The sequence below is a fragment of the Paenibacillus allorhizoplanae genome, assembly GCF_927798215.1.
Classification (GTDB): Bacteria; Bacillota; Bacilli; order Paenibacillales; family NBRC-103111; genus Paenibacillus_E; species Paenibacillus_E allorhizoplanae.
Window position 1 is genome coordinate 71230 of sequence record NZ_CAKMMW010000008.1, and the last position, 26026, is coordinate 97255.

At 40.8% G+C, this 26026-nt stretch carries 22 protein-coding genes; 1 reads left to right on the plus strand and 21 read right to left on the minus strand.

All coding sequences use genetic code 11. The features are described 5' to 3' along the window. The first annotated feature begins 365 nt into the window (after window positions 1-365). Window positions 366-2783, plus strand: coding sequence for a right-handed parallel beta-helix repeat-containing protein (locus tag L6I86_RS15345; protein WP_236288398.1), 2418 nt, complete (start codon window positions 366-368; stop codon window positions 2781-2783). Between the two features lie 64 nt (window positions 2784-2847). Here L6I86_RS15345 and L6I86_RS15350 read toward each other — a convergent pair whose 3' ends face one another. The 21 genes from L6I86_RS15350 to L6I86_RS15450 all read right to left on the minus strand — a co-directional run bounded on the left by L6I86_RS15350 (window position 2848) and on the right by L6I86_RS15450 (window position 26002). Beyond that, window positions 2848-5043: a right-handed parallel beta-helix repeat-containing protein gene (locus L6I86_RS15350; protein ID WP_236288399.1), complete on the minus strand. Its 2196-nt coding sequence runs from the start codon at window positions 5041-5043 to the stop codon at window positions 2848-2850. A gap of 225 nt (window positions 5044-5268) precedes the next feature. Then, a complete protein-coding gene (locus tag L6I86_RS15355; RefSeq protein ID WP_236288400.1) occupies window positions 5269-6804 on the minus strand; it encodes a lipopolysaccharide biosynthesis protein in 1536 nt (511 codons plus the stop codon). A gap of 38 nt (window positions 6805-6842) precedes the next feature. Beyond that, a complete protein-coding gene (locus L6I86_RS15360) occupies window positions 6843-7394 on the minus strand; it encodes an acyltransferase (RefSeq protein ID WP_236288402.1) in 552 nt (183 codons plus the stop codon). Window positions 7395-7396: 2 nt separating this feature from the next. Then, window positions 7397-8587, minus strand: a complete 1191-nt coding sequence (locus tag L6I86_RS15365) for a glycoside hydrolase family 88 protein (RefSeq protein WP_236288403.1) — start codon at window positions 8585-8587, stop codon at window positions 7397-7399. A 20-nt stretch (window positions 8588-8607) separates the two neighbouring features. Beyond that, window positions 8608-9789, minus strand: a complete 1182-nt coding sequence (locus L6I86_RS15370) for a glycosyltransferase (protein ID WP_236288405.1) — start codon at window positions 9787-9789, stop codon at window positions 8608-8610. A 15-nt stretch (window positions 9790-9804) separates the two neighbouring features. Beyond that, window positions 9805-10995, minus strand: coding sequence for a glycosyltransferase (locus L6I86_RS15375; RefSeq protein ID WP_236288407.1), 1191 nt, complete (start codon window positions 10993-10995; stop codon window positions 9805-9807). Window positions 10996-11018: 23 nt separating this feature from the next. After that, window positions 11019-12179 carry a polysaccharide pyruvyl transferase family protein gene (locus L6I86_RS15380; protein ID WP_236288409.1) on the minus strand — a complete coding sequence of 387 codons (1161 nt, stop codon included), beginning with the start codon at window positions 12177-12179 and terminating at the stop codon, window positions 11019-11021. Between the two features lie 16 nt (window positions 12180-12195). Next, window positions 12196-13230, minus strand: coding sequence for a glycosyltransferase family 2 protein (locus tag L6I86_RS15385; protein WP_236288411.1), 1035 nt, complete (start codon window positions 13228-13230; stop codon window positions 12196-12198). Between the two features lie 2 nt (window positions 13231-13232). Next, window positions 13233-14429: a glycosyltransferase gene (locus L6I86_RS15390; protein WP_236288413.1), complete on the minus strand. Its 1197-nt coding sequence runs from the start codon at window positions 14427-14429 to the stop codon at window positions 13233-13235. Next, entirely contained in the window at window positions 14419-15024 is a 606-nt protein-coding gene (locus tag L6I86_RS15395; protein ID WP_236288415.1) for an acyltransferase, read from the minus strand. The genes L6I86_RS15390 and L6I86_RS15395 overlap by 11 nt, the downstream gene beginning before the upstream one ends. Further along, on the minus strand, window positions 15021-15743 hold the full coding sequence (locus L6I86_RS15400; protein WP_236288417.1) for a glycosyltransferase family 32 protein: 723 nt from the start codon (window positions 15741-15743) through the stop codon (window positions 15021-15023). The genes L6I86_RS15395 and L6I86_RS15400 overlap by 4 nt, the downstream gene beginning before the upstream one ends. A gap of 136 nt (window positions 15744-15879) precedes the next feature. Further along, window positions 15880-17073, minus strand: coding sequence for a nucleotidyltransferase domain-containing protein (locus L6I86_RS15405; RefSeq protein ID WP_236288664.1), 1194 nt, complete (start codon window positions 17071-17073; stop codon window positions 15880-15882). Between the two features lie 56 nt (window positions 17074-17129). Beyond that, window positions 17130-18938 (minus strand): ABC transporter ATP-binding protein, encoded by a 1809-nt coding sequence (locus L6I86_RS15410; RefSeq protein WP_236288419.1) that lies wholly within the window; start codon window positions 18936-18938, stop codon window positions 17130-17132. Between the two features lie 107 nt (window positions 18939-19045). Further along, complete coding sequence (locus L6I86_RS15415) at window positions 19046-19171, minus strand: paeninodin family lasso peptide (protein WP_236288421.1); 126 nt, start codon at window positions 19169-19171, stop codon at window positions 19046-19048. 4 nt (window positions 19172-19175) lie between these two features. Further along, window positions 19176-19649: a lasso peptide biosynthesis B2 protein gene (locus L6I86_RS15420; protein WP_236288666.1), complete on the minus strand. Its 474-nt coding sequence runs from the start codon at window positions 19647-19649 to the stop codon at window positions 19176-19178. A gap of 10 nt (window positions 19650-19659) precedes the next feature. Then, the gene (locus tag L6I86_RS15425) at window positions 19660-19956 is read right to left on the minus strand and encodes a lasso peptide biosynthesis PqqD family chaperone (protein ID WP_236288423.1); all 297 of its coding nucleotides are present in this window, start codon (window positions 19954-19956) and stop codon (window positions 19660-19662) included. Window positions 19957-19969: 13 nt separating this feature from the next. Next, the gene (locus tag L6I86_RS15430; protein ID WP_236288424.1) at window positions 19970-20887 is read right to left on the minus strand and encodes a phosphoenolpyruvate carboxykinase (ATP); all 918 of its coding nucleotides are present in this window, start codon (window positions 20885-20887) and stop codon (window positions 19970-19972) included. 102 nt (window positions 20888-20989) lie between these two features. Then, window positions 20990-21121, minus strand: coding sequence for a paeninodin family lasso peptide (locus tag L6I86_RS15435; protein WP_236288426.1), 132 nt, complete (start codon window positions 21119-21121; stop codon window positions 20990-20992). A gap of 14 nt (window positions 21122-21135) precedes the next feature. Beyond that, the gene (locus L6I86_RS15440) at window positions 21136-23079 is read right to left on the minus strand and encodes an asparagine synthase-related protein (protein WP_236288429.1); all 1944 of its coding nucleotides are present in this window, start codon (window positions 23077-23079) and stop codon (window positions 21136-21138) included. A 144-nt stretch (window positions 23080-23223) separates the two neighbouring features. Further along, window positions 23224-24210 (minus strand): nucleotidyltransferase family protein, encoded by a 987-nt coding sequence (locus L6I86_RS15445; protein WP_236288431.1) that lies wholly within the window; start codon window positions 24208-24210, stop codon window positions 23224-23226. Then, window positions 24179-26002 carry an ABC transporter ATP-binding protein gene (locus L6I86_RS15450; protein WP_236288433.1) on the minus strand — a complete coding sequence of 608 codons (1824 nt, stop codon included), beginning with the start codon at window positions 26000-26002 and terminating at the stop codon, window positions 24179-24181. The genes L6I86_RS15445 and L6I86_RS15450 overlap by 32 nt, the downstream gene beginning before the upstream one ends. Window positions 26003-26026: the final 24 nt, after the last annotated feature.

Sequence of the window (26026 nt, forward strand, 5' to 3'; positions counted from 1 at the left end):
TTTGACGACTCGCGTCTAAGGTTTTGTCAAACCCACAGCATGATCGAGTGCATCCATTGATAACGGTAAGGAGGCATCACCGGAATGGGCGGAAAGAATGTTCTTTATAAAGAACGTTACTCTATTAATCCGCCTCGTTCCTATTATAGAGAACATTTCACATATAATTATTCTTTATAAAGAACGATTATATGAAAAAAAAGAGCCATAATATAGCTGTGTTGACTTATTTTCATTGTAGTTCTTTATAGAGAACATGTCAATAACAAAATAATGGCGACCTTTCTAGTCTTACACCCCGATCACATTTATCTAGTAAATCATACCTTAATATAAACAAAAAAAATAGAAAGAGGTGAACATGGATGATACGAGCAAACCTTAGTGACTTAGATGATGTTAATTTAACCACCAAGTTGCCTGCCAACAATGATGTATTAACTTATGATGCATCAACCATGCGTTGGATCCCGAAACAACCGGCGGTTTCCCCCATTCCATCTGCTTCAACTACTTCAGCATCTTATGTAATTGATCTAGGCAGATGGTCGATTAAGAATGATGGTACAAACTCGGCGGCTACGACCAAAGGTATTAATGACGCCCTGCTCTGGGCTAAATCGCAAGGGTTTACGCATTGTGTATTGCCTAAAGGGACATATGCCTTGAAAATGGATAGTACGACCTATGCCTGTATTATCATGCAAAGTAGTATGCATTTTGAAATGGTTGATGGCTGTATCTTACAATTGGAAGCGAATTCATCCCCTTGGTATAGCATTTTCTATATGAAGGGTGTTAGTGATGTCATCATTTCAGGCGGCACCGTCATTGGTGATAAGAAAACGCATATTTATCAATTAGGAATTAAATTCGTTAGAGGCGGCGTAAATACGGATGGATCTTTGAATTCGAACCCCAATTTTATTCGCAGCCAGGTTGTTGATCGCTATAGTAATCCAGGCATGCTTCAACTATTTCGATTATGGTCAATTAGCGGTATCAGCAATCCAGGATATAATTTCTACCAGTATAAAGATATAATTTCAAGCAGTACATTAGCTGGATATCGAAACAATGGGCTCTTCGCTCCCGCTGCACCAGCAGGCCGCGGTTGGGTTGCAGATATCGCCAATGCGAATAAAATGATCTTTACGGTTGACATCACTGCGTCACCATTAACTGATGCTCAAATCGCACAAATTAACGCTAAATTAGATGCACAGAACTACACGCACGAATGGGGACACGGCATTGAGCTCTTTGGAGCTAATAACGTTCAAATTGTCAATGTGGACATTAGTAATTGCACTGGAGACGCGATTACAACTACCTGGCTGGAATATAAGCTTAATCCGAGTGAATATACACAGGAGCAAATGGGTTCTTTCATTTCGGTCCATAATTGCAACTTGCACCACTGTAGACGGCAAGGAATTTCACTTATTGGATCAACGGACGTGACCATTAGTAACAACAAAATCCATCATATTGGTAAAGCGGATGATGGCGTAACAGAAGACGGTACATCCCCCATGTTCGGTATTGACATTGAATCCATGTGGTCAGAAACGAATATTCCTACTTTCCGTCCTGAGTTAAATCAACCTGGTTTAGAGCTTAATACACGCATCTATATTAAAGATAACTACATTGCTAACAATAGCCGCGGGCATTTCGTAAATGCCGATGGTTACAATATTGTTTTAGAGGATAACACTTTTGAAGGTTATAATGTCGGTGGCATTAGCTCCTATCCAATAAACATGTATGTGAAATACTTGAATAATACGCTAATTGGATGTGAACTTGTTGTAAAAGGAGACAACTTCCTTCATGGCGCAGTGTGTAATAATGCGAGTATTAAGATCGCGGATATTGCCGGGGCATTTATTACGAATTGTCAAATCAAGAATGGTGAATTCTCAGGCTCTAGCTTAACTGGATATTTTGGCATGCCAACTGTCAATGTTGCTAATTCGACATTCTCCTATAGCTCCCCTCACGGTATGGGCAATGGGGCAAAAGTTGTGTTTGAACAATGGCTTGGTAAAGTCCCTACCGGCATCAGTGTGGAAAAGATTTATTACACGGTTAGTGTGACGGCCAATAGCTTCAAAATATCGGAGTCTGCGAATGGGACGGCCATTACGTTAACAGATGCTGGAATAAGCGGATATAATATTAGTAGATACAATTATGGTCGAATCTATATTTCGGATGTTGTGGTTGAAAGAGATTGGAGAAATGATAACTCGTTATCCAAAAATTTCGCCTTGTTATTAAGCGGCGGTGTGATTCGGAATATCACTGTTAAAAACTACGAGCTTGAAATTATTTCACCTGCGAATTACGTAGGAAGACCAATCCTAGTAGATGGCGTTACTGTCATTGAAGGTGGAGCCAACTTTGAGAGCTGTGAAATCAGCAATTGCGTATTTCAACGTATTAGAACCAGCATCCTTGGTGGGGATATTAATCTGGGATCAACCGACACACAATTTACAAGGAAGATCATTGCAGATCAAATTCTATTTCAAAATGTTGGGGTTAACTACAATGGTAATGTAACCAATAATCGGAGCACTTTCCTTAACTCAAGTATTAACAAATCGGATAACACGAATCAAGCTGTCATTACCAACAGCTATATGGAAAACTCCAATATCAATATGCATTGGCTGACACGACCTAAATCTATGACAGTTGCAAGAAGTATTTTCAGCAACGTAGTCGTCGATGCCAACACAAACACACGGATGATCGAAAACCTTACTATTTAATTGAATAACGCAAAAAGGAAGTCAAGGGTATCCGTCCACGCCCTATGTACTTCCTTTTTTATGTTTACTTTTCCACGTTGTTTCTAGCTATATCATTCGCCCTTAACTTTAATTTTGCTTTGATTAAGCTGTTATTTTCAATAGTGAATGGCTCTGTTCCAACTCCCACATGGTAAGTAGAAATACCAACGGTATCTCTACTCGTTGTAATTGTATTACCGGTAATTACAACTTTCCGTATGTGATTTGTTCCTTCACCATGAGCATCATCGTTTAATAACACGGTTTCAGCAGGATATTCAGAAGAAAGCTGCATGGCGGCAATGTTATTATCCGAAATTTCAACTGCTGCCGCGGCATCAACGACAATGGCAGATTTATTGCCTGCGAGGTCAAATGTGGAATCATGAACGGTCAGATTTAGTCTGTCGTTGCCTGCCCGAAGTCCAATCCCCTTAAAGGAGCACTCGTTAAATTGATATGTGCCTGCAAATCCTATGCTCGGCCCAACCATTCCTTGATCCTGAGGGGCCTCGAAAACACATTGATTATAGGTACCTGGCGGCAATTCCAACCCATACTTTGAGTTATATCCGATAACCTTCAAATTATCAAAGATGTTTCCATCCAAGGCCTCACCTGTTACAGATCGAAGCGCTGGTGCCCCCTGTATAGTTACATTTGTAAGGTGCACAGGGTTTTTCCAGATGCTTAAGCCTGCTTCAGCTGTATTCTTCGTAATTTGAATTTGTATATCTGATGCAGTAACCCCATAGGGTACGGAACTGCTAATCGAGAAAATTGCATCCTTGAATGTCATACCTTTGATATCAATCCGAGGTCCCTCCAAATGTGTCATGGAATCATTCATAACATTCCCGATAAATGACACATCATGACCCGCATAAATGCTTGTTCCGTCAAAGTGATTATCCTTAATCACGGCACTTGTGAATGGATCCGATACAGCTAGGCCGATGGCTCCTTTGGATGCTAAATGATTGTTTTCTAAAGTACCATGATGTCCGTCATAGAAAATGACATCATAACGACTATTATTGTAAAACTCATTGTTTGTAATCGTAATATTCTCATTAATAAAGCCGTTATCTCCAGCTCCACCTTCAACATCAATTCCAGCCATTGGTGCGGTTCCTCCAGTTCCCCCTATATCATGAAAAGAGTTATGCTGGATAAGGATGTCTTTCCCCCCATTGATCGTTAATCCCTGTCTGCGATTGAAGGAAGATTCAGATTTTTGTACAACCACATTCGTGGACTGCACTCTATTCCAAATTTCCGCATACTGACCCGTTTCGGGCTTCCCGCTAAAAGCTAGGCGAATTGAATGTGCTCCGGTAGGGATTTGAACGTATTGACCTTGCTTTTGTTGTTTGATTAGAGAGAGGAAAGTTCCATTTTCTTTATAAAAATAAATATCGTACTCATAGGAGAGATGTTGACCATTATCAACAATGAAAGCATGTGTTAGGTCAAATGAAGCGTGCATTAGCTTATAGCTCATTTTGGTTCTAACCTTGGAGGAATCCGAAACCAGACTCCCATTGTCATCAATTCCTCCAGATTCAAAACCATCCGCATACACATCCTGCATAAATCCGCTGCCGCCACCTACACAAAGGCCATCCCCTGTAAAGTTTAATGCCTTTACCCCATCGATCTTGGAATTAATCGCTCCTTGAAATAGAACCCCATACCCGCTTTCATGGGTGCCACCACTTGAATAATCATGTGTGTCCCGATCACCTCGATAGGTACCACCAGTAATGATGACATTTTTCACCCCTACACCAACCAATAAGGTTGAATAGTCCTGAAAGCTATTCGTTTCCTTTTGAATGACGGCATTTGGATCAAGCATAAATGTCATATCACTGACCATATTTATTCGCCCACGCGGATCATCTGTCCCATTTTTGCCTTTGGCAATAAGATACATCCCTGCTGGTACTTTAAATACAGTGAAGCCCTGATCATGAGCCCATTGAAGAGCTTGATTAAGGCCATCTGTTGTTTCTACTGCATGTGAATTATCATTGTAAATCTGCCACCGAGCTAACTCAAGCTGGTAGACCCCTTCTTGTGGGGAAGTCGTTGTCTGCTCTTGTTGGGAAATGGAACTTTGCTCTTGAGTTGGAATCGTAGAGGTATCTGAGGAATTGGGTGAATGCGGGTTATCTGAAACAGATTGTTGCAGGAATAGGAAAGTTGCATACAACAGCAAAAGCATTCTTAGCATAGGTTCATTTCAAATCCTTCACTTTTATTTAAAGCACTGTAACTATGAGACTCTGATCTCATTATTAATGATAACTTCTACAATAGAAACAAAAGGGAACTCTTCTGTTTGGTTGATAGGTAAATAAATATTCCTTTGATCATGAAGCCCATAAAACCTGTAATTATTTGACTTGACTTATATGTCCATCGCCTCTTCGCTTTGCCATGTTTAATTGACATTTAATCACGCGGCTACCTTCTTTTTCCCCTGAAATCTACCGAAAATCCCTAAGCTAATTCCAAGTAAATATTTAAATTCTGCACTTTTATAGAATAGAGACATATAAATGATATTGGGAACTGTGAACGCAAGTGCCGCTTTTAAGACAAACACGCCAACGCTATGTCCATCAAGGAAACTAGTCATGTAAGAGGTAGCTAAACAAGTCGCTACTCCGATAACAGCATAGTAGCTGTAACTCATAAAGTAGTGATAGATGGATTTTTGAAATATTTTTTTATATACAAAATATGGTGTCGTCCAAAAAGGAACCAACATTGCGCTTATCAGGGTACCCAAAAATACGCCCGCTATCCCAATTTGTTGCACGAGTACAATAGAAAAGGCTAAGTTGACTGCAGCCTGACATAGCGGCACATATCGATCCTCATGAAAAATACCTGCTGTCGTTTTTACCGCACTAATGGAATTCCTCATTCCTCTTTCATAAAAAGTAATGACCAGAACAATCAACACGATTTTATCCATAAGAAACTGTGAACCAATCCATAACGTAATAAAAGGCTCTATCATCACAAACAAAAGAATGCCAAATAGTGAATATAACCAAAAATTGAGCAGCATTGTCACTTTATATACGTTGAATATGGTTTCTTTGCTTTCCTTCGCCACTAAATTACCAATACTATAATAAATATTATTGAAGACCTGATTTATAAACGTTCTACAAATTTCGATTAACATAAAATAGTTCGAATACAAACCCACCGCTGCCACATTGACATAATAGGAGATGATGAGATTATCCGTACTGTAAATCAAATAGGTCCCTATGTTTTGCAACACAATCGCCTTCACATTTTTCAAGATATTCCCTTTTGACTCTGGATCAAGTTTACTTAATACCTTCTTCTTAAGAAACGGGTACATTCTACCAACGACATAAAATAAGATCGCAGAGTTAATAATTGTGATCGTACTATCAATGACGAGATACATAATATAATTTTGCGTTTGATAGAGTATGCCTATTTTCAATGATGTGGATAGGATAGACGATACAGAAAAAATAGCTGTAGCTATGTACCCCTTCTGATAAACATTCAATAAGTTTGTTCTATATGTAAACAAGTAAGGGATGGCTGTATTTAGTAAAAACAATAAATAAATGACATAAAGATTAGTAACACTTGTATCTTTCGTGAAGAGATGAAGGAATGGCAATACCATGAGACCGAGGAGAAGAATAACACCGGCTATGATCCTATATGTTTTTTTATACAGCTTCATAAGCACATTAATTTTGTGCTCATCATTTTCTGCTACAGGTTTATAAAGACTATAGATAATACTCGAACCGATACCCGCTTCCGCTAGTGAAAGCATGGCTAACACATTCGTAAATAGCCCGTTAATCCCCAAATAGTCAAGACCTAGTGTATTGATAAAAACGGTTCTAGAAAAAAAGCTTAGCGCTGTAATTATCAACTGATTTCCTATACCAACCGAAATATTTATTATCGAATTTTTTACTCTCATCATGATCTCCGCATTTCTTTTTCGGATTACTTACACAATCATTCATCGTAACCAAAATCATATTGCAGTTCTTCTTGAATTAATTTAATTTGTTCCTGTGTCTTATTCGGCCAATACGTTTCAAACACAGGTTTAACTGCTAGATTGGCCTTATGCTTCTCGATGTATTCTGATGTTTTACCAATAACACGTGCTGGATTGCCTGCTACGATGCTATTGTCAGGAATAGATTTGGTAACGATCGATCCCGCTGCCACGATGACATCATTGCCGATGGTCACGTTGCATAACACAACACTATTGAAACCTATAAATACGCGGTCACCAATCTTAACTTTACCTATTTTGGATTTTCCAATATAAGCCTTCATACTGGCATCATGAGCTAAAATCGTACTGTTCGTAATTGTGACATCATCACCAATTTCTACCAACCAGCAGTGCCCTTGATCAATCAGACTATTATAAAACTCGAAGTTTTTCCCGTATTTCAGCCCCCTATCTCTTAATTGCTCCAACTCCGATTTCGGGGGGTGCAGCTTATTCTTAATGCGGACAGAAATGGCCCTAATCACTCTAATAATTAGCATATTCACACAACCTTGGAATCAACTTTGACATTCATCAGTCGGATACAAAAGCCTTGCGTGAAAGGCAACACATTAAACAACATCGAATAGACTCCAATATCCTTCGTATCTCCTTGGGAGAAGTCCACAGCCCCGTTCCTTCTTGTTGCTTTCATCAAATAGCGAATAGCTTGATTAGCACTCTGCCTGCAGATGTCCGATATTTCATCGATTTGTGAAGCATTCAACATAAACCAACCTAGTGTTGCTGTTGTTGATGAGTCTGGTATCGTTTCCTCACGGGTTACAGTCCAATTCCAATTGCCTTGCTTTTGTTGAAACACAATTGCGGATTTGGCAAATCGTATGATGCTCTTTTCCAACAAAGGTCTGCTTGCATGATCTTGAGGCAATTCATTCCAGGCATCGATAAGGCCAATTGCATACCAACCCAAGCCTCTTCCCCAGCCGTATAGCCCAAGGGGTAATTTACTATCAATCTGATAAGCATGGCTTGGAATATGATGCCCTTCCAACATTCCGTGCTCCTCGTAATGTTGAATTTGTCTTACGGCGAGTTCAACACATTCCTCTTTCCCATAGCGGATTCCATAGGCGACGAGGAAGGGGCAGATAAACCCTATCGTATCCACGTACCGATATTTGCCCATGAATTTGCGATATGCAACAGAGCCTTCATTTCCAATATGATCTTGAATGAGATGCCAAGTCTCGTCTAATGCATTTCTATATCGTTCTACTTCTAGAAAGTCCAACTTCATGATCGCATACGCGAGAATAGCAGCATCGACGTATTCTGGTTTGCGCGCCCAACTGCCTTGCCCATCCATTTTGGAATGAACATATTCACCGATTTTTTGCCTAATCTCTGCTGGATTGTCATTACTTTTCACATACTCACCTAGGCCAAGCAGCAACGCTGCTTCTTGCCAGTGCTGAATCGCATGCTTCGTATAATTCCCTTGCAGCATATCAATCGCAACTAACCGAGTTTGATCAGTCACTTTAATTTTCGGTGTACGTGACAACCATTTCACACCGATCGTCGTTATCGATTCATTCCATTTCTGCTTATCATCATATCTCCCAATATGAATCCTATTTATCCAGTCCAAACCCATTGGAATCAGATCAATTAGTGCGATCACAATAATAACACTCACAATAATCAGACTAATCCATTGCAACATCATTTCATCTCCCCTTTCCCCAGTCACACGAATAATTGGTATAACTTATAAATTTCCGCTTCTGTACCAAGCATTTCTTGACCTAGATTTACAATTAATTGTTTTCTTAGTGCCTCATTATCGATAATTTCTCTAATTCCCTCACATACAGCTGCAGGCGTCATCGCAACAATGAGTCCATTGATTTTGTTTCTGATTTGATCCTTGGCGGTACTGAAGTTCGTAACAACAATCGGCTTCTGAAGAATCTTCGCTTCATCGATGGCGATGGACTTCCCTTCAAATTTAGAGGGTTGAACGTAAATATCAGCTTCTCTTATGTATGGATACGGATTTTCTTTAATGCCCAGAAGAATAAAGTTATCTTTCAGATCATGCTTTTCGATCAGCCTTTCTAAGGATGCTCTCTCCTCACCTTCCCCAATGATATACCATTTGATTGGGTAGCCAGCTTGAATGAGACCTTTACATGATTCAACAGCAAGCTCGAAGCCCTTTTGATAATTCAATCGGCCTACGGATACAATGGTAATGTCTTTTTCTTTGAGGTTGACGGTTTCCATAGAAAGCTTATGAATTGCAGCTGGAGAAACGATGTTATGCATAACCTCAATATTTTGACTTAGGGTTGGAAATCGTTCTCTTAGAATATGACCACATTCTTCCGATACGGTTACGAGGTGATTAAGCTGATTGAAATAGACCTGGTCGAGATTTGGATCCATTCCCAGCTTGTCATAGTCATTATGAATAAAGCCTATTTTCTTGGAAGCCTTCACCTTATCGATGCAGAAGTAAATAGGATTCTTCTCTAAATATCCAATAGCTATGTCATAGTGGGTTTCGAGATTAGGTAGTGACTTCGCTAAATACTTCCAGACACGCTGTTCACATCTGATTCTGTTCTTCTCACTTACATAAATACTGCCCGCCAGTAGTCGAAGTAATGCAATCTTCAAATTGCCTTTTCTAAGGCATTGAAAGACAGCCTTTCTCATCGACATGTCGAAGTATTTATATTCAGCTGGTTCTTGCAGTAAATTCACTTCTGGGGGGAGTTTCGATAAGAATAACCCCGTATGTCTGAGGAGATAAACATCCACATCATACATCGAGTAATCTATGGTCTCTAATAAAGAAATGAGCGCCTTTTCAGCTCCACCGCAGTTTAAATTGTTCATAATAAACAGTATTTTTTTCTTCATTATTAGACCATCCTACTAGATAATATCGTAAAGTTTATATACTTCTTCCTCTGTACCCATTTGCTCTTCAGCAAGACTTTGTATGAATGATTCCCTTAATTCGAATTGATTGATAAGCACTTCAATGCCCTTGCTAATACCAACGTCTGACATCTCCACAAGCAGGCCATTTACACCGTCCGTAATTTGATCCTTAGCAGATTCATAATTTGTTACTACAATGGGCTTATTCAGAATCTTAGCCTCATCGATAGCAATCGATTTCCCTTCGTATCTAGATGGTTGGACATACATATCTGCATTTTTGATGAAGGGATAAGGATTCTCTTGGATACCTAGCAGAATAAAAGTATCTTGAAGCTGCAGTGCCACAATCTGGTTCTCCAGTGCTTCTCTCTCCGCACCGTCGCCCAAAATGTACCATTTCACCTTGTAGCCTTGATTTACCAGCAAGGAACAGGCATTAATGGCCATATCGATCCCTTTTTCATGACTTAATCTAGCGACAGTAATAATATTCGTGAATTCACCATCGAATTTCTGTAAGACAGATGGCTCACGATTCGATTCGCTTTTGATAATCCGAGGAGAAACAATATTTTGAATCACCGTGATGTTATCAGTTAACTCTGTGAAAGTTTCTTTCAGTGATCTTGCGCATTCTTCCGATACCGTAACTAGCTTGTCTAACTGCTTAAAGTAGGGCTCATCCATACTTGCAATCATCCCCGAGTCTGCATAATTCGTATGAATCCAGCCAATTTTCTTAGCAGCCTTCACACGATCAACGATATAATAAATGGATGACTTCTCTAAGTAACCGATAGCAACGTCATATTCTCGATCCAGCGTACCGAATGATCTTTTCAAATATTCCCAAGAATACTGTTCGGAACTTGCCGTATTTCTCACAAAACGGTTTAGTGCCGCAAACATGAGCCTAGCGTAAGCAAGCTTGAACTGGCGATGCGCTATCAACGTTGTTACTGATTTCGCAAGATGCTCGGCAAAAGCTGGGTGATGATAAGTAAGCGCCACAACCTGCACTTCTTTGGGTATTGCATTCATAAAGGCACCCGTCTTGCTAAATAACAGTAAATCTACCTCAAACCGTTGGTAATCGATTTGAGAGAGCAAATTGATTAGACTTTTCTGCCCGCCTCCAGCCAATAAGCTGGGTATAACAAATAATAACTTTTTCTTCATCGTATCCCTCATATAGGCCAGCATTATTGGAATAATTCATCTAAGTGCTCCACCGCTTTATAAGACATCTGCTTCATATGGGGGATGGCAACTTGCAATTTTCGCTTAATTTCATCTTCTTCAGCAACCATCTCTTTAAATCCGCTAATCAACTTTGTGCTGTTTGACAGTTCCTTAAGATTCAAAACCAGCTTTTCTTCTCCAAAAAGATCTTTGGCAATCCCTTTTGATTTAATACTGTAACCTAGAACAAGTGTAGGTACATAATTGGAGTAGGCCGCAATTGTTGCATGGGTTCTTGCTCCAATGAAGAACCTCATTCTGGCGATATACCCCTTGTATTGTGTAGCGTTGAGATCATTTGGTAAAAGGATGACTCGACCTGTATGTTTAAACTCTTCATAATACTTCTGCAAAATCTCGAAATCATTATTTCCCCCTTCAATAACATGGGGAGTCAACGCAATCGTCATATCTGTAGTCTCTATAATGTGCCGGATTAGGTCTCGTACCGCTTGTTGAGATTGTGGATTCTTGTCTGAAACCAATGGACTAAAATTAAGCCCTACTGTGTTCCCCGCCTGCCAACCGTCTGGTAAGTTTAATTCTTCTTTTTCCATGGTAAAAGCCGGGTCAGCGCACAATTTAACATTATTCAACCCCTTGCTCTTTAACATTTCATACGTTAATGTTTCTCTTGCCAGTATGAGATCAAATAACTTCAAGTCTGCCAATTTTCGCTCCGACATATCTTCTGCACCTATAGAGCATCCCCAAAGCACTAGCTTTTTCCCTTGTGCTTTTACTCTTCGATTAATTTCATACCAGCCTGGCTGTTCGCCATAACAATAGTTATCCCCACCTATGGATAGGCATATATCCATCGAAGGAATATGTTTCACGATATTATTATTCATTTTACCCAGGGCGTAGGACTCATCGTTGAACAACTTGACATGGAGAGAGGAGCGCAGCCATGTGAAGGAATACTTCTTGATTCTTTGGGAAGAACCATCATAAATCCCATCTAATTTCGTAATAAGCTGATCCGTCTCTGGTTTTGCTGAAGCTAGATACACCTGAGCACCGTTGATTTTCTCCTTGATTAAACTCGTCGAGGAACGGACGATAGCCTCGCAACCACGATTCAAGCTGCCATTGTGTGCAAACATCAGTATTCTCATTCTTAATGCTCCTCCATTATGTATTTCTCAACTTGCTATACGTTGTAGCACAATATAAGCCTAGTATGGATTTCCTCCGAATCATCTCCGCAATAAACCGCTCGTAGCGGCTTAATGTTCCGGAAGCCTCATGATAGTAGTAGGGCAAAGCTTCCCTCACATCAGAATTTTTAATCATTCTATTCACATAGCGTAACCTTTCAGCAAGACCTACGTCTTTGGATGCTCTTAAATACATATTTATCGTAGCTATTACATTCGTGATAAGCTTAAATGAGCGTAATTGTTTTAGCTTTAGCGGGTCGATCTCATTCGTGTAAACACCTGTTAAATCTAACCTATATACATCAAGTGCTCTCTGAAAGTAATCTTTCTCCTTCATATTCCGAGTTGCACTTCCGATTACTGCACGATAGTTATAACCGGAATAGTCGAGATAGGTTACCCGTTTTGCATGTTTAAAGAATTGCATATTAAACATGCCATCTTCGCCTAATGCAACATTCCTTGGAAACTCTACTCCGAAATCAATAATGGCACTGCGCTTGTATAGCTTATTCCAAACCGTATTCAGCTGATCTGACTTCAAGAAATAGGTCATAATTTCTCTCTCGATATAATCTCTCATGAGTACAATTCCTAGAGGAAAAGGAAACTTCGTTGTCACTTTACAACCTTCGAGCTCACACTCAAAGTTAGTGATCACCGCATCACAATCACCTTCAACGGCTGCACGATATAACGTGTCATACATGGATGCATCTATCGTATCATCCGCATCAACGAATCCGATGTAGTCACCAGATGCTGCTTGCAGCCCAATATTCCTAGCCATACTTACACCTTGATTAGCTTGATTAATTAGCATTATTCGAGGATTTGATCTCATGTAAGCTTCAATTAACTCTTTACTGCCATCCTTGGAACCATCATTTACACAGATAACCTCAATATCTGAGAAGCTCTGATTCATTACAGACTCTAAGCAAGAAATAATATAATTCTCCGCGTTATACACAGGAATTATGACACTTATCTTATGGTTTGCCATTCTTAAATCACCCCGTATAGCTTCTCCAGCTCATATGAATTACTGAAATTTTTCTCAAGCAAGTGATTCGCGAATCGCTCTCTGAGCTCCGAATTACGATACATCGTCTCAATACCAGCAGCGATTCCTTCTATACTCAGCTCACACATTAATCCCTCCGTACCATCCTCTATTTGACTGCTAGCTGTCGCATAGCTTGTTATCAATATCGGTTTACCGAGAATCTTGGCCTCTGTCACTGTGACCGCTTTTCCTTCATAACGTGACGGTTGCACATACACATCACACGCTTTGATATACGGATAAGGGTTTGTTTGCTTACCTAGTAGAAGAAAGCTTTCTTCCAACCTATTCTCGGATATCAGTTTCCGCAGCTCTGCCTCATATCCACCATATCCAACCACGAACCAGCGAATATTCGTAAGTCCTTTATCATGTAATTGGCGTAAAGCTTGAATCGCCATGTCGAATCCCTTCACATAGGATAGTCTTCCAACAGATACGAGGGTGAACGCCCCTTGGTCAGCTTCAAATGCTGGCAATGAAGCATCAGCCATTTTCTTGATGAAGTCAGGAGTAGTAATATTCTCGATCAAGGTAACCTTGTCATATAATGTAGGATAGGTTTTGAGGAATGCAGCTGTACAGGCATCTGAGATGGAGGCGATCGCATCAAACTTATTCCATACAGCAAGGTCGATGTGATTATCAATTTCAAGCTCGCTATAATCTGTATGGATCCAAGCCAACTTTTTCGCAGCAATGACTTTCGTGGCTACAATATCATGAGGCCAAGCATAGCTGATAGCTAGGTCATAGTGCTTTTGAATGGGGGGTAACACGAAAGTTGTATATTTCAAATCTAGCTGCATTTGGATGTACCCTGGTCCTTCCTTCAGCTTTCTCCTTCTCGCCTTTAGACCAGCCACTGTTTTGCTCAGCGCCCTAATCAGCAATGCGGAGAAATGACCTTCCTTCATGCATTGTTTAACGGATTTCCTAAACACTGTATAGGCCGGCACCTCTGGCAGTACATGAACTTCAGGTGGTATTAGATGTAACAAATCACCGGAATGGTGACAGATGAAGACATCAACCTCATATTTCTCATAATTAAAGCTTTCCAGCATATTGATTAAGCTGCGCTCAACACCACCAATTTCCATATCAAACAATGAAATAAAAATTTTAGTTCGCATAGGGAATGTAGCTCTTTTCTCTTTTATTTAAGAAAACGGTATTCGCGGGGACTCGCCCTTTCACAACGCTTCCTGCTGCAATAACCGCGTTATCACCAATATACGTATCTCTCAAAATCACAACATTCGAACCAATCCAAACGTTTTCTCCAATAATGACCTCCCCTTTCATGAGGTGCTCACCACCGAGATGCCTATAATTGTGATCATGATCATTGATACTTACGTTGGGGGCAATCTTGGATAATCGGCCAATCGTAATCCGGTTCGCACAGTTGATATGGCAGCTATCGTTAATAAACACCTTTTCACCAATGTGAAGCTCTCCATGATGGTCAACTCGTATACTCGTATGCTTTCGAATAAAGACGAATTTGCCGATATGGATCTTAGCATGCTTGCTGTACGCCTCAATTCGACTATTGGATTGCAAGGCGAAGATGGAGGCTTTCATATTATTCCAATACAAGAGTGTGTTCACAAAAGCTCTAAGGATACCCATGAGATGTGAAGCATACATGAGAAACGTATGATACACCCCTCGGCCGCGACACTCTGCTATAAGCGTATTCATTACTTTTTTCAATAGACTCATTTGAGATACCCTCTTATCCTGGCAATATTATGTCCGCCGATAAGTCTAGCCAGCAGCATTTTCAACTGACCTTTTCGTCTTTCCTTAGGAGGAAGCCAGCTTTTGTAGAAGTGATGCATAGCATAGGTATTCGGTGTTTTGAACGTTTGACAGTTAATATAATCGTAGGGGGAGAAGTACGTTTGGGGGTAAAATGTGCCTAAATTCGGTAGCTCCTGAAGCAGTCCATCAGGCTCTAATCCCCTCTCCGTTAATAGTCGCGTAATCACGGCTACGTTGGTCAGAGAATCGAAACTCCCATTCGCACGAATAAATGTTTTCTGTTCATATGATTCTAAGAACAGCTGGATAAGCTTATTTCCCTTCATCGCGCCAATCGTGCTTGTAGCAATAAAGTTCGCCTGTTCAAAACCCCAGAAGGATTCATGATGCAACAAATCATCGAAAGGTCGAAATACTTCCACATCTGTATCCAAATAAATCCCCCCCATATGATACAGAGCGTGCACGCGTGCATAATCACTTACGAACGCGAATTTGCCAGCAGCATACGCCTCTTTGGTATATGGATGCCGGTAAATGTCAAAATTTCGTTCATTCCACTCTATGATCTGATAGTCTGCAAGATGCAATTGCCAACTCGCTAAACATCGCTTTACGATTTCCGGTTTTTCCTTTCCGCCGAACCAACAATAATGAATAATTTTAGGAATGCCCATATCGCAAGCTCCTTAAGAATAATCACAAATTTTCTTTATAAAGAACAATAAAGGCGAAGTAATTCGAAATTATTCGCTCTTAATTCTAATAATAGTTCTTTATAGAGAACATGTCAACATAAGACTTTCTTCCTATTTACGTCGGTGCTGTTTGCTTCTTCGTTCTTCTCCAGGCCCATAGGAAGGGGCGCAAAGGGAAGTACAGGAACTGTGCATACTTAGGCAAAGGTAAGGTTTCTACGTCCTCTGGATAGGGATACATAAAGCTCAGAACGAACAATACTTTATTCCAATTCGACATAAGCGCGAATAAATGGCGTTTATGATACTTGGATACATCCTCAGGTACAGGATCGGTATGGAGATTGATCATCTGGCGGATGTAGAAGATAGCCCCTTGGGCTAAACGCCTTCCGCGATTTCCTTTGGTGAGCAATCCCAGTTCTTCAGTTAGCGGTGTTTGCAACAACTGCGCTGCTAACGTTAGTGCTTGGGTCCCAATTTGAAGGATACCATTGGTCTGGAGTTGCTTGAACAGGATGGCCGTATCTAGATCTTGCCTCAGCATACGATCTATATCAACTAACCATCGAAGTCTTGACCAGCCATGTCGTGCGCCGTGGGTGGCCAGAAACGAAAATAAATCCTCTCTCCCTAAATAATGGACAGGACTGCTCGTGATCGTGCTTATCCTTTTCCTTTCCCATAGTTCATTAAAGCTTGGCTCTTTCGCTGGGCCAGGACCTAGTCGCCAATGTACTTCTACCGTAGTGCGTTTCTCTGCATGGTAAAATGTGATGTGATGATGCCGCCACTTCCAATCATTAAGTACGGTTAGTGGGTATTCAATTTTCACATAATTAAGCTTACAGAGTAGTTCTTCTACTCGCTCTAAATCGTCCATAGGTACCATAATGTCAAGATCGCGCGAGGTTCGAAGGGACAGATCACCATACAGGTCCGCAGCAAGAACAGGCCCCTTCAGCACGAGTGAGCGAATCATTTGAGCTGCAAAAGACTTGCTCAACTGCTCCATCTCTGCACTTAAATGCAGCATTTGAAAGGCATTTATCTGATATTGCTTACGCAAAGCTTCTAAGACAAAGGCCGGAACCCCCATTTCCTTCTTATCCTGGAGTTTCCTGTACAGATCAGGATACACCCGATGATGCAAGGTTAGCTGAAGGAACAAGTCCCAGTCCAGCTCCTCCAACCAATCCTGTGGGATGGCCGTACATTCCTCTCCATTTTGACCACTAGTTATAAGCATGAGAAGTACCTTTAATTCTTTTGGAAACTGTGACACATCTAATCGAAAATCGGTATCCACCATATGACTCACCTTAGCCCCCTATTCCTCTCATACCCGCATGCGATCCCCTCACGCTAACCATGAGGCATAACGACAACTTGTTGTTCTAGCAAATGATTCAGCAAGCTCTTTTTTTCATTGGCCAGTTGATTAAACTTACCTTTCTGAACAACAGTTCCTTGATCCACGACAATGACTTGATCGGCATTACGGATCGTCGACAAGCGATGCGCGATGACTATGATCGTCATTTTACCCTTTAATTGATCTAACGCTGCTAGAATTTTCGCTTCATTCTCCGTATCGAGTGCACTCGAAGCTTCATCCAAAACTAGGATGGACGTTTTACGCAGGATGGCTCTCGCCAGAACAAGACGTTGCCGCTCTCCACCAGAAAGTCTAACACCGCGGTCTCCGATCAGCGTATCCAATCCTTGCGGGAGACGTTTCACAAATTCTGCAGAAATTGAAAATTCTAATGCCTCCCAGATTTCTTCTTCCGTTGCTTGTGGCTTAATCATCAATAAGTTCTCTCTAATACTGCCGTTAAACAGAAATGGATCCTGTGGAACATAACTAATGGCTTGCCGGAAGGAGAGTAAGTTTTCGCTGGTGAGTGGTACCCCGTCGATACAGATTTGACCTTTCTCTGGCTGAAGGAGCCCCATGACGATATCAATCAATGTGCTTTTCCCTGCACCAGAACGTCCCACAATGGCAGTTGTTTGGTTAGCCGGAATATGCACTTGGATATTTTCAAGCTGATAGATAGATTCTTGCTTATTGTAGCGGAAGTAGATTTGCTTACATTCTATGCCCTGATTAACCGACATGGGTACGATGTATTTTGCCGACTTCTCCGCATCTTCAAACTCCTTGGCATTCTTACTATCCTCTTGCAAGCGAAGAATCGATTGGAAAGCTGGGACGCAAGAAGCAATTTGCTCCAAACTAGATTGAATCCCTGTAAATCTCGGCCATAATCTCGAGAAAATCAAAACTATTAATAAGAGTTGACTGGGCTGTGCCTTAAATAATTGGATTGAAACATAAATAAGAGAAGCAATGAGCAAGGTTGATGTAATCTTGTAGAAGGTTTGTGAAGCATTTTTTAATTTGTTCATTTTGAGTTGTTCCGCCACAACGCGTTCGCACCAAGTCCGCAACCAAGCATAGCGGGATGCTTCTAAAGAATTGCTTTTAATATCTTTAATCCCGTTAAATTGGTCGGTAATTCCACCTAGATAACTTTGTGCAATTTCCATGGACTCGTTCCCAACCATTCTTGACTTCTTAATAAAACGCCTTGAGAACAAAGCTATAATAAAGCCAGCAGCTAAGACGAATACCGTAATCTTTGGTGAAAGCCAAAAGGCAATACCCAGTTGAATAGCTGTGAAAATAACAGATGTCAGCAGCTGAAGTAAGAGATTCGTCCCTCTCACAAGATGTGAAATTTCTTCCGTTAAGGAATTTATGAGATCTGATTTTCTCTTACTAACAAAAAAAGCCCAATTCGCCTGCAGTAAAGAGCGATAGGTTTCCATACGAATCTGGTTGGTGAAGCCCATAATAATACGCAAGTTTCGTTGATTTAAATTTTGCTGAATGAGTGTTTGTGAGATAATCATCCCCGCGTAAGCACCTAACAGCAGGAGTAAACTCCATTTCGCAGGCAAATCCTGCAAAAAGCCAAAAATATGCTGTAACGTACTGGAACCTGAACTTATGCTAAGTACACCACTTAGACTGATCAACGGGATTAAGAGTAAGACGCCTGCCCCTTCCAGCAAACTAACCAGAACCATGCCTATCACATTGATATATAAAATCTTTCCTGCAAATACGTGTAGCTTTCTTGAAAAATATAAGAGCTGCTTCACCGCAAATCCCCCTAAATAACCTGATCTTCCCTTGTGAGAATGTGTAGTAAAGCCCTTATACAGAGTATTGTATAAGGGCTCTAAATCCTTTATGTAGTAGTCAGATCCTAGCTAGGCCCCATTAAAATAGGAAGGCCGAAAAAAGATAGATCAACACGCTCGTCCGGCTCTCCAGCCATCGTCATGCTAAGATCAAGAGTTTCCAACTCTGGTTTTTGCCATTGTTTTTGCATAGAATCACCTCCCTTCATGCATCTCTGGTTTAGACCTTTTAGCAAACGTACCAACAACAGTAAACCTCTTCATTTCTTCCGCTCCAGAGACATAATAGGGACCGCTGCGCAGCCAAGCATGGGCAACCATGCTCCCTGTTTCGTCCTTCGCAGTTCCAAGATAAAGTGTACTATCGATCTTACGCCTTTCCAGCATTTTCATCGCCGCAAGTGCTCTCACCAGGCATTTACTATCCCATGGGGTATAGCGGCTCATGGTTTGAATAGCTCCAGCAACGCTTGAAACCTGCCTTCTATTAATATGTAGAGCGTTTGTGCTCGTCTCATCCATCTGAAGGTCAAACATCTTAATTACTTTTGTGAAACGTATTGATTTAAGTACACGGGCCCAGCCCAGATACGTATAAGCTTCCATAAATAAAAGCATTGTTTTCATATCCAAGGAACAAATGAGTTTGAAGATGCGAACGAGACGCATGGGGACTATCTTATTTTTTACGAACATGAATAAGTTCTTCTTTCAATAAATGTTCCAAAAAGCCAATAACGTGTTCTTCACATTGCTCTTTCTCTACCTGATACTCCGAGATTAAAGTAAGAATAATATCTGCAACGACAACTGGTGATGCAATAAGCTCCCAGATTCTGCCGCCTACTTCGCCTAGATTATAATATTTATTGTTCTGCACGTTGAGCATGACTTTATCTTCACCCATATTACTAACGATGTTGCCTTTACCCTGCTCAACAATATCACCGATTGCAATCGTAGCTTGTTCAATCATATGTGTACTCCTCCTAATGGATTGTATCTAAAACTAATGAGACAAGTTGATGAGCGGTAAAACCGTTAGTTGGGCGATTTAACTGATACATATTAATATTTTTCATCATGCGTGCCGATGTAGAGAAGTGCCAGTCCAGCAAGCCAAGCGGTGCTAGAAAGGTTTGCCGATACGTGTGATGGAACAGTCTAGATAAACCTGTCAGTCTCGGAATTTCTTGAATACTTACCTGCTCACCGTCATACTTCACAAGCTCGAATACGGCTGCTAATGGAAGTGTTTCCGCTGTAAAATTAGCAGAAACCGGGATCGTATATTTCGTTTCTCTCTGGTATATAGGATCGTACTTACTTGCTTCCATCCCAAAGTGAGAAAGACTTTCCTGCCAAAGCTTCTGCTGCGGATATGCTGGCTTCACCAACGGCTTATCTGAAGGATCAAACGAGATCGGAATAACATCATCACTTAGTAGGGAGTAACCATGTTTGATAAACGCTGAAGCGAGCGTTGATTTCCCAGCTCCTGAATGCCCAACAATCGCGTAAGCTTTACCCTCAATCGCGATCGCACTGCCATGTAAAGGCAATATGCGCCTCTGCATTAATATCGCACCCATACAAGTCCCAAGAAGATAGAGGCGAATTTTGGATTCCTCCGCATTCTTAACTGGTGAGATGGTAATCCTTTTTCCATCCTGGATTAAGAAAATGGCTGTATCGTAAATCCGAAATATGACTTTATCTTCATAGATGAGGATACTTTGATTAGCAGGTACTAGTTCTGACCATAATTCAGTTAAGTCAGCTATCGTAACTTCTACATCAGCATCTCCTTGTATTTCACTTAGTAGGCTCAGTTCGGGCAGATGAATGTCGCTGCGAATGCTTAAGCCAAATGCTTGAAAAATCACTCTCTCTTGCGTTTTTATCATCTCATTCACTCCAGATACGCTGCAAAATTTTTAGGGCAACCCTTATACGGCCTTGCGTATAAGGGTTATGATAGACGCCTCACAATACTAGGTTAAACACGATTAGCTATGGTGAAGTACACCTGTTTCATCCTCATCTTGATAGTTCTGATCCACAAACTGAAGACCAGGACCAGCCAATGTCATACTGATTTCAAGCGATTCCACCTCTGGTTTTATCCATACTTTTTGCATTTTTATCACCTCCTTCATGAGAGTTTCTTGAGAAACCTATAAACAATAAGACTTCTCATGAGTATCCTAAAATCAGGACTAAACGCAGCATTCGCTTGAGGGGCATTGCGAATATTTGAAATTGCTGACTGTAGCACAGGTACATTCAGCAGCTCAGAAGCCATAGGATCCTTGCTTAATTGCTGAACCTCATCCATAAAAGCGGACCACTTAGGAATCATACGATGAATGGCATCTGTCCCCTGAACCCCACGAACTAGCTGATTCAACCGAATGTCATCTGGCAAAAGATTCTGCATGGATCTTCGAATTAACGCTCGATCCATTCCTTTTTGAATGTACTGATCGACAGGTAGGGAAAGGCAGAATCGGACGACCCGTAAATCATTCGTAGGGTCACGTCCCTGGAGCTTATATCGAAGCGACAACTTCGATGTGCTTGTATTACTGGCGTTCCATAAATTTAACTGTTGAAAATGTAAAATTCTTTCTTCTTCCAATTTTTTTGTAACTTGAACTCCTGCTATTAATCCTCGAGATTCCAATTTTTGAATGATATTCGTCTTTCTGGCTAGCCCAGGATTTAACAACTGGGGAGAAGACTCTTTCTGGGCATCTTTTGAAAACAATTGATGGATGCCAGGAAATGCATTTTGTGCGGCTAACTTCAGAATACGAGCTCTTCCAACGCCCACATTCACACTTAATTTGCACACCTCATCATACAGATGAAACCAATTCAGTTTCTTCATGAGCGTTGCATAATAATGCATGGCTGGCCCCCAGGAAATGGTGAAATTTCCTCTGCCCCCATTTAGGAGAACACCAATATCCTGCTGATGCGCTCTTTCATATATCCCTTTAATCCAAACGGAATTTTCGAAAAACTTATAGGGCATTTCCATAATATCGAGCCATTCATCCACTTCTGACAAAGCACTTTTCCCAGCACAATCCAAATACTGGTCATGAATATTACCTACATAAGCAACTGTCGATTTGATAAGCGGTCTTTCATCTGCCATCTTATATTTTTTGGTCCAGTCCGTGAAATTCTCCTCAGGAATTGAGCTGTACGTGTATAATTGTTTTTTCTGCTTCTGGAGCGCTCTTGCCGCAAAGCTTACTACGGATCCCGAATCCAAACCTCCGCTTAACTGGGAACCGACGTTGCGATGCGTACGCAGCCTAGCTGTCACTGCGCTTTGGAAAACATCTCGAAATGCTTCTTCATAATCTTCATCCGATTTTAACTTCAGTTGTTTTCCAGTAGAGAACGTGCAGTACTTGGTAAGTGTTACTTTACCAGCCTTAACTAAGATACTATGCGAAGGAGGTATTTGCTGGATATGCTTGTACACCGTTGATTCCACATCAACTGTATCAATAACACTGGTAATGGCTAGAAATTCAGCCAACCACTCTTCATTCAGCTTCTTTTCAATATAGGGTAGGGCTAATAACGGCTCAATTGTCGTGCAGAACGTGAAACTTGTTTGGTTGTGGTGGTAATATAGCGTTCTACTTCCAGTGAAGTCTCTAGCACCGAATAGTTGATGCTTCTTCGCATCCCAGATCATAAAGGCGTAATCGCCTAATAAATATTTCGGAGCTTCTTCTCCCCACTTACGGTAAGCGAGTAGAATTAGCGCACTATCTGGAAATCCTTCTCTGCGGTTCGACTCCACCTGTAATTGCTCAAACAGTTCATTACGATTATCAATGATTGCATCTGCTGTAATGGCCAGCTGTCTCTCATCATCATAATAAGGAACCTGTTCGCCAACTGACTCTGGCGTGATCCACTGAGCATGGCAGCCAAGGAATACTCGCTCGTTACCCCAGGTTTGAATATCATCCGCAGGATATTTCTCCAAAGCATTCATTAGGAGTTCTCCATGCGCTAATGAAATGGGCTGTTGTTCATTCGATTGGAATATACCGGTTATCGCGCTCATATTTCCTCCAACACTCGTTCTGGCACAGCTGTCGTTCTTTTAAAGAAACGTTTTAGTTATTTCTGTTGCATTTGTGTTCTCTATAAAGAACATTTTTAGAATATCATCTTATTTTCTACCTGTCAACCATTTCTCTAAACTTTTCTATTTCTTCCAGTTTAGTAGTACTTGAATACTTTGTTTGCCATTGTCATAGTCAAACAACTGGTAATAAACCCAATTGATATACTGACGAATCGTGCGTTGATGAAGGTTCCGTATCGTACTATAATCCCACCAAAGCTTGGTTCGATTTGGCAGAGAGAGCTCCTTAATTTCTTTCAAATGAGGAAACTGATGATAAACAATCGCAAGTGTCCTTGTGATTCTTTTTAATGTTTTATGAACATGCGCATCCTTAAATAAGGTCTCATAACGGCAGCCATCTTGCACAACATGAATCAACTGAATAATATCAATAAAGTATTTCAACGAGCCTAAATTATGCCTCCAGCCATGCAAACAAATCATATAGAACGTATGGTAGTCGGATAATTCCTTTATATACCGATACGTCCCCATAGGTGTAGCCTGCTTCCAAAATTGCTCCATACTTAAATTGGAGGTATTCTCTTTTAACAAATCCCAATGGATCTCTATGGTCAGTGGAATAGGCGATCCTGGTATTACTTTGCTAAAGCTCCAATGAAAATGAGAGGGGATTCGCTCTTGCTCAAAGGAATATCCAAGTGCTTTGACACACGTAATTGCCCGTTGGAGGTCCGATGGCTGAACTAAAAGATCAATATCGGAAGTTGCACGTGCTCCTAAATGCCCAAAGTATTTCTCGGCAAACTTTGTACCTTTAAGCGGAATAGCAGCAATTTCAGCTGCATCGAACTGTTCCAACACAATGTTCATTTGATTACGAATAAACATATTTTGATACAGCGCATCACGATACTTTTCTTCAATTTTACTTCGAAAAAAATCAGGCATTTCCTCTAACTTCCCCGCCTGTTTCAATAACCAATACATTTGTGGTGATATATCAAAAAACTCAATATCGGCAAGAACTTGTTCATAATAGGATCGATCCTGGGGTATCGTCATTCGTCGATCATATAACGCTTGTATCAAAGAGATAATCAACGCGTTCCCCCCTTGTCTGAAATGATTGCCTAGATAAACTGCGATATTTGCCATTTACCTGCACGAGATCATGATGCTGTCCAATCTGGACAATGCTCCCTTTATCTAAAACATAGATGATATCTGCATGTTGAATCGTTGACAGTCTATGCGCTATGACGAGCGTAGTACGTCCTTCCATCAATCTGTGTAAAGCTTCTTGGACTTGTTGCTCCGTTTCATTGTCTAAAGCGGAAGTTGCTTCGTCTAACAATAGGATAGGTGCATTCTTCAGGACCGCTCGGGCAATTGCCAGACGTTGCTTCTGCCCGCCAGATAATCGAACGCCTCTCTCCCCAATTTCAGTATCGTATCCATTTGGAAGCGTCTCAATATAGGAATGAATGTTGGCTATTGTTGCTGCCTGCCTCATTTCCGTTTCCGTAATGCCTTCTCGAGCAAGCAAGAGATTCTCTCGAATTGTTCGATCAAATAAGAAAGTATCTTGGGATACATGAGCAAACAAACTCCGTAGCTCGGCGGGGAGCAGCTGTTTACTAGATCGACCATCAATGAGAATGTCACCTTTTTGGGGTTTATACAAGGCTTGAAGCAAATGAAATAACGTTGTTTTACCTGCTCCACTTAAACCAACTATTGCAACGACCTTGCCGGCCGGAATCTGCAAATTCAAATGTTCAAATATCGGGGTACCCCCATCGAAACTGAACGTAATGTCTTGAAATTGAATGGATGTTTGTAGCTTTTTAGGCAGCACAGCGTTCGGAAGCTCCTTGGCTTCAATAGGGAGTGTTAAGATATTGTGAATTCTTTCTACCGCGGCTGCTGATCGTTGAAAGCCCGCCCACTGACCTGCTAGCTCTGTCAATGGATACACCAAATGATTCACCAAATTCACGAAGGTCAGCAAGGAGCCTACCGTTAATAGGCCAATCGAAACATAATAGGAACCCATACTCAAACTCAATAGAAACGTTATCGTAGAAGCAGCTTGACCACCTAAGTAAAACCATCCGCGTAATTTAGCGTTACGCAGTTCTAACGAGTAGATTTCTTGATTTTTACGAGCATAGCTGCCATGCATGATTGTTTCCATGATAAAAGAACGGATGATAGATAGACCCTGGAATGTTTCGTTCAGGTGTGTGCTCATTTGACCCATTAGTTGATACACCATTCTACCGTTATTGCGAAGTATAACACCGAAAACAATACCAAACCCAAGCGCTAAAGGAGCTAACGCGACACAGAGAAGTGCTAATTTCCAATGAATCTGCAGCAGATAGACAAATACAGCTGTATAGATCAATGGGAGTTTAATGAGATTCATAAAGCTTCTGCCTATCACACCGTCAATACTATGAATATCATTCGTAAAGTACGACATTAATTCACCCGAGTGATGTTTAGAAATATCACTGTGTGGTACTAGCAAAATGTGCTTATAAAGCTGCAAGGAAAAATCCCTCTTCACACCGATCATCGCCTTTGTTTCATAAACCGTATTCAGATACGTCGAAATTAAACTTACAATTAGCAAGATGATGCCAACAGGAATTAATAGCTGCATACGTTTAAATTCACTTTGAATAGCAGCATCCGTTAAACTCCCAAAGAACCAAGAAAAAGCCAAGGTTAGCGAGATATCAGCGAATAATAAAATAATAAGAACAGCATATACCTGCCAGTATTTCAACATGTAGGGAGTTAACAAGGTGAGTGTTCTCCGAATATCTCTAAACGTCAAATACTCTCTAATCGTAGATAAGAAGCTTCTAACTATTTCGGTCATATCATCGACGCTCCATTGCAGAAT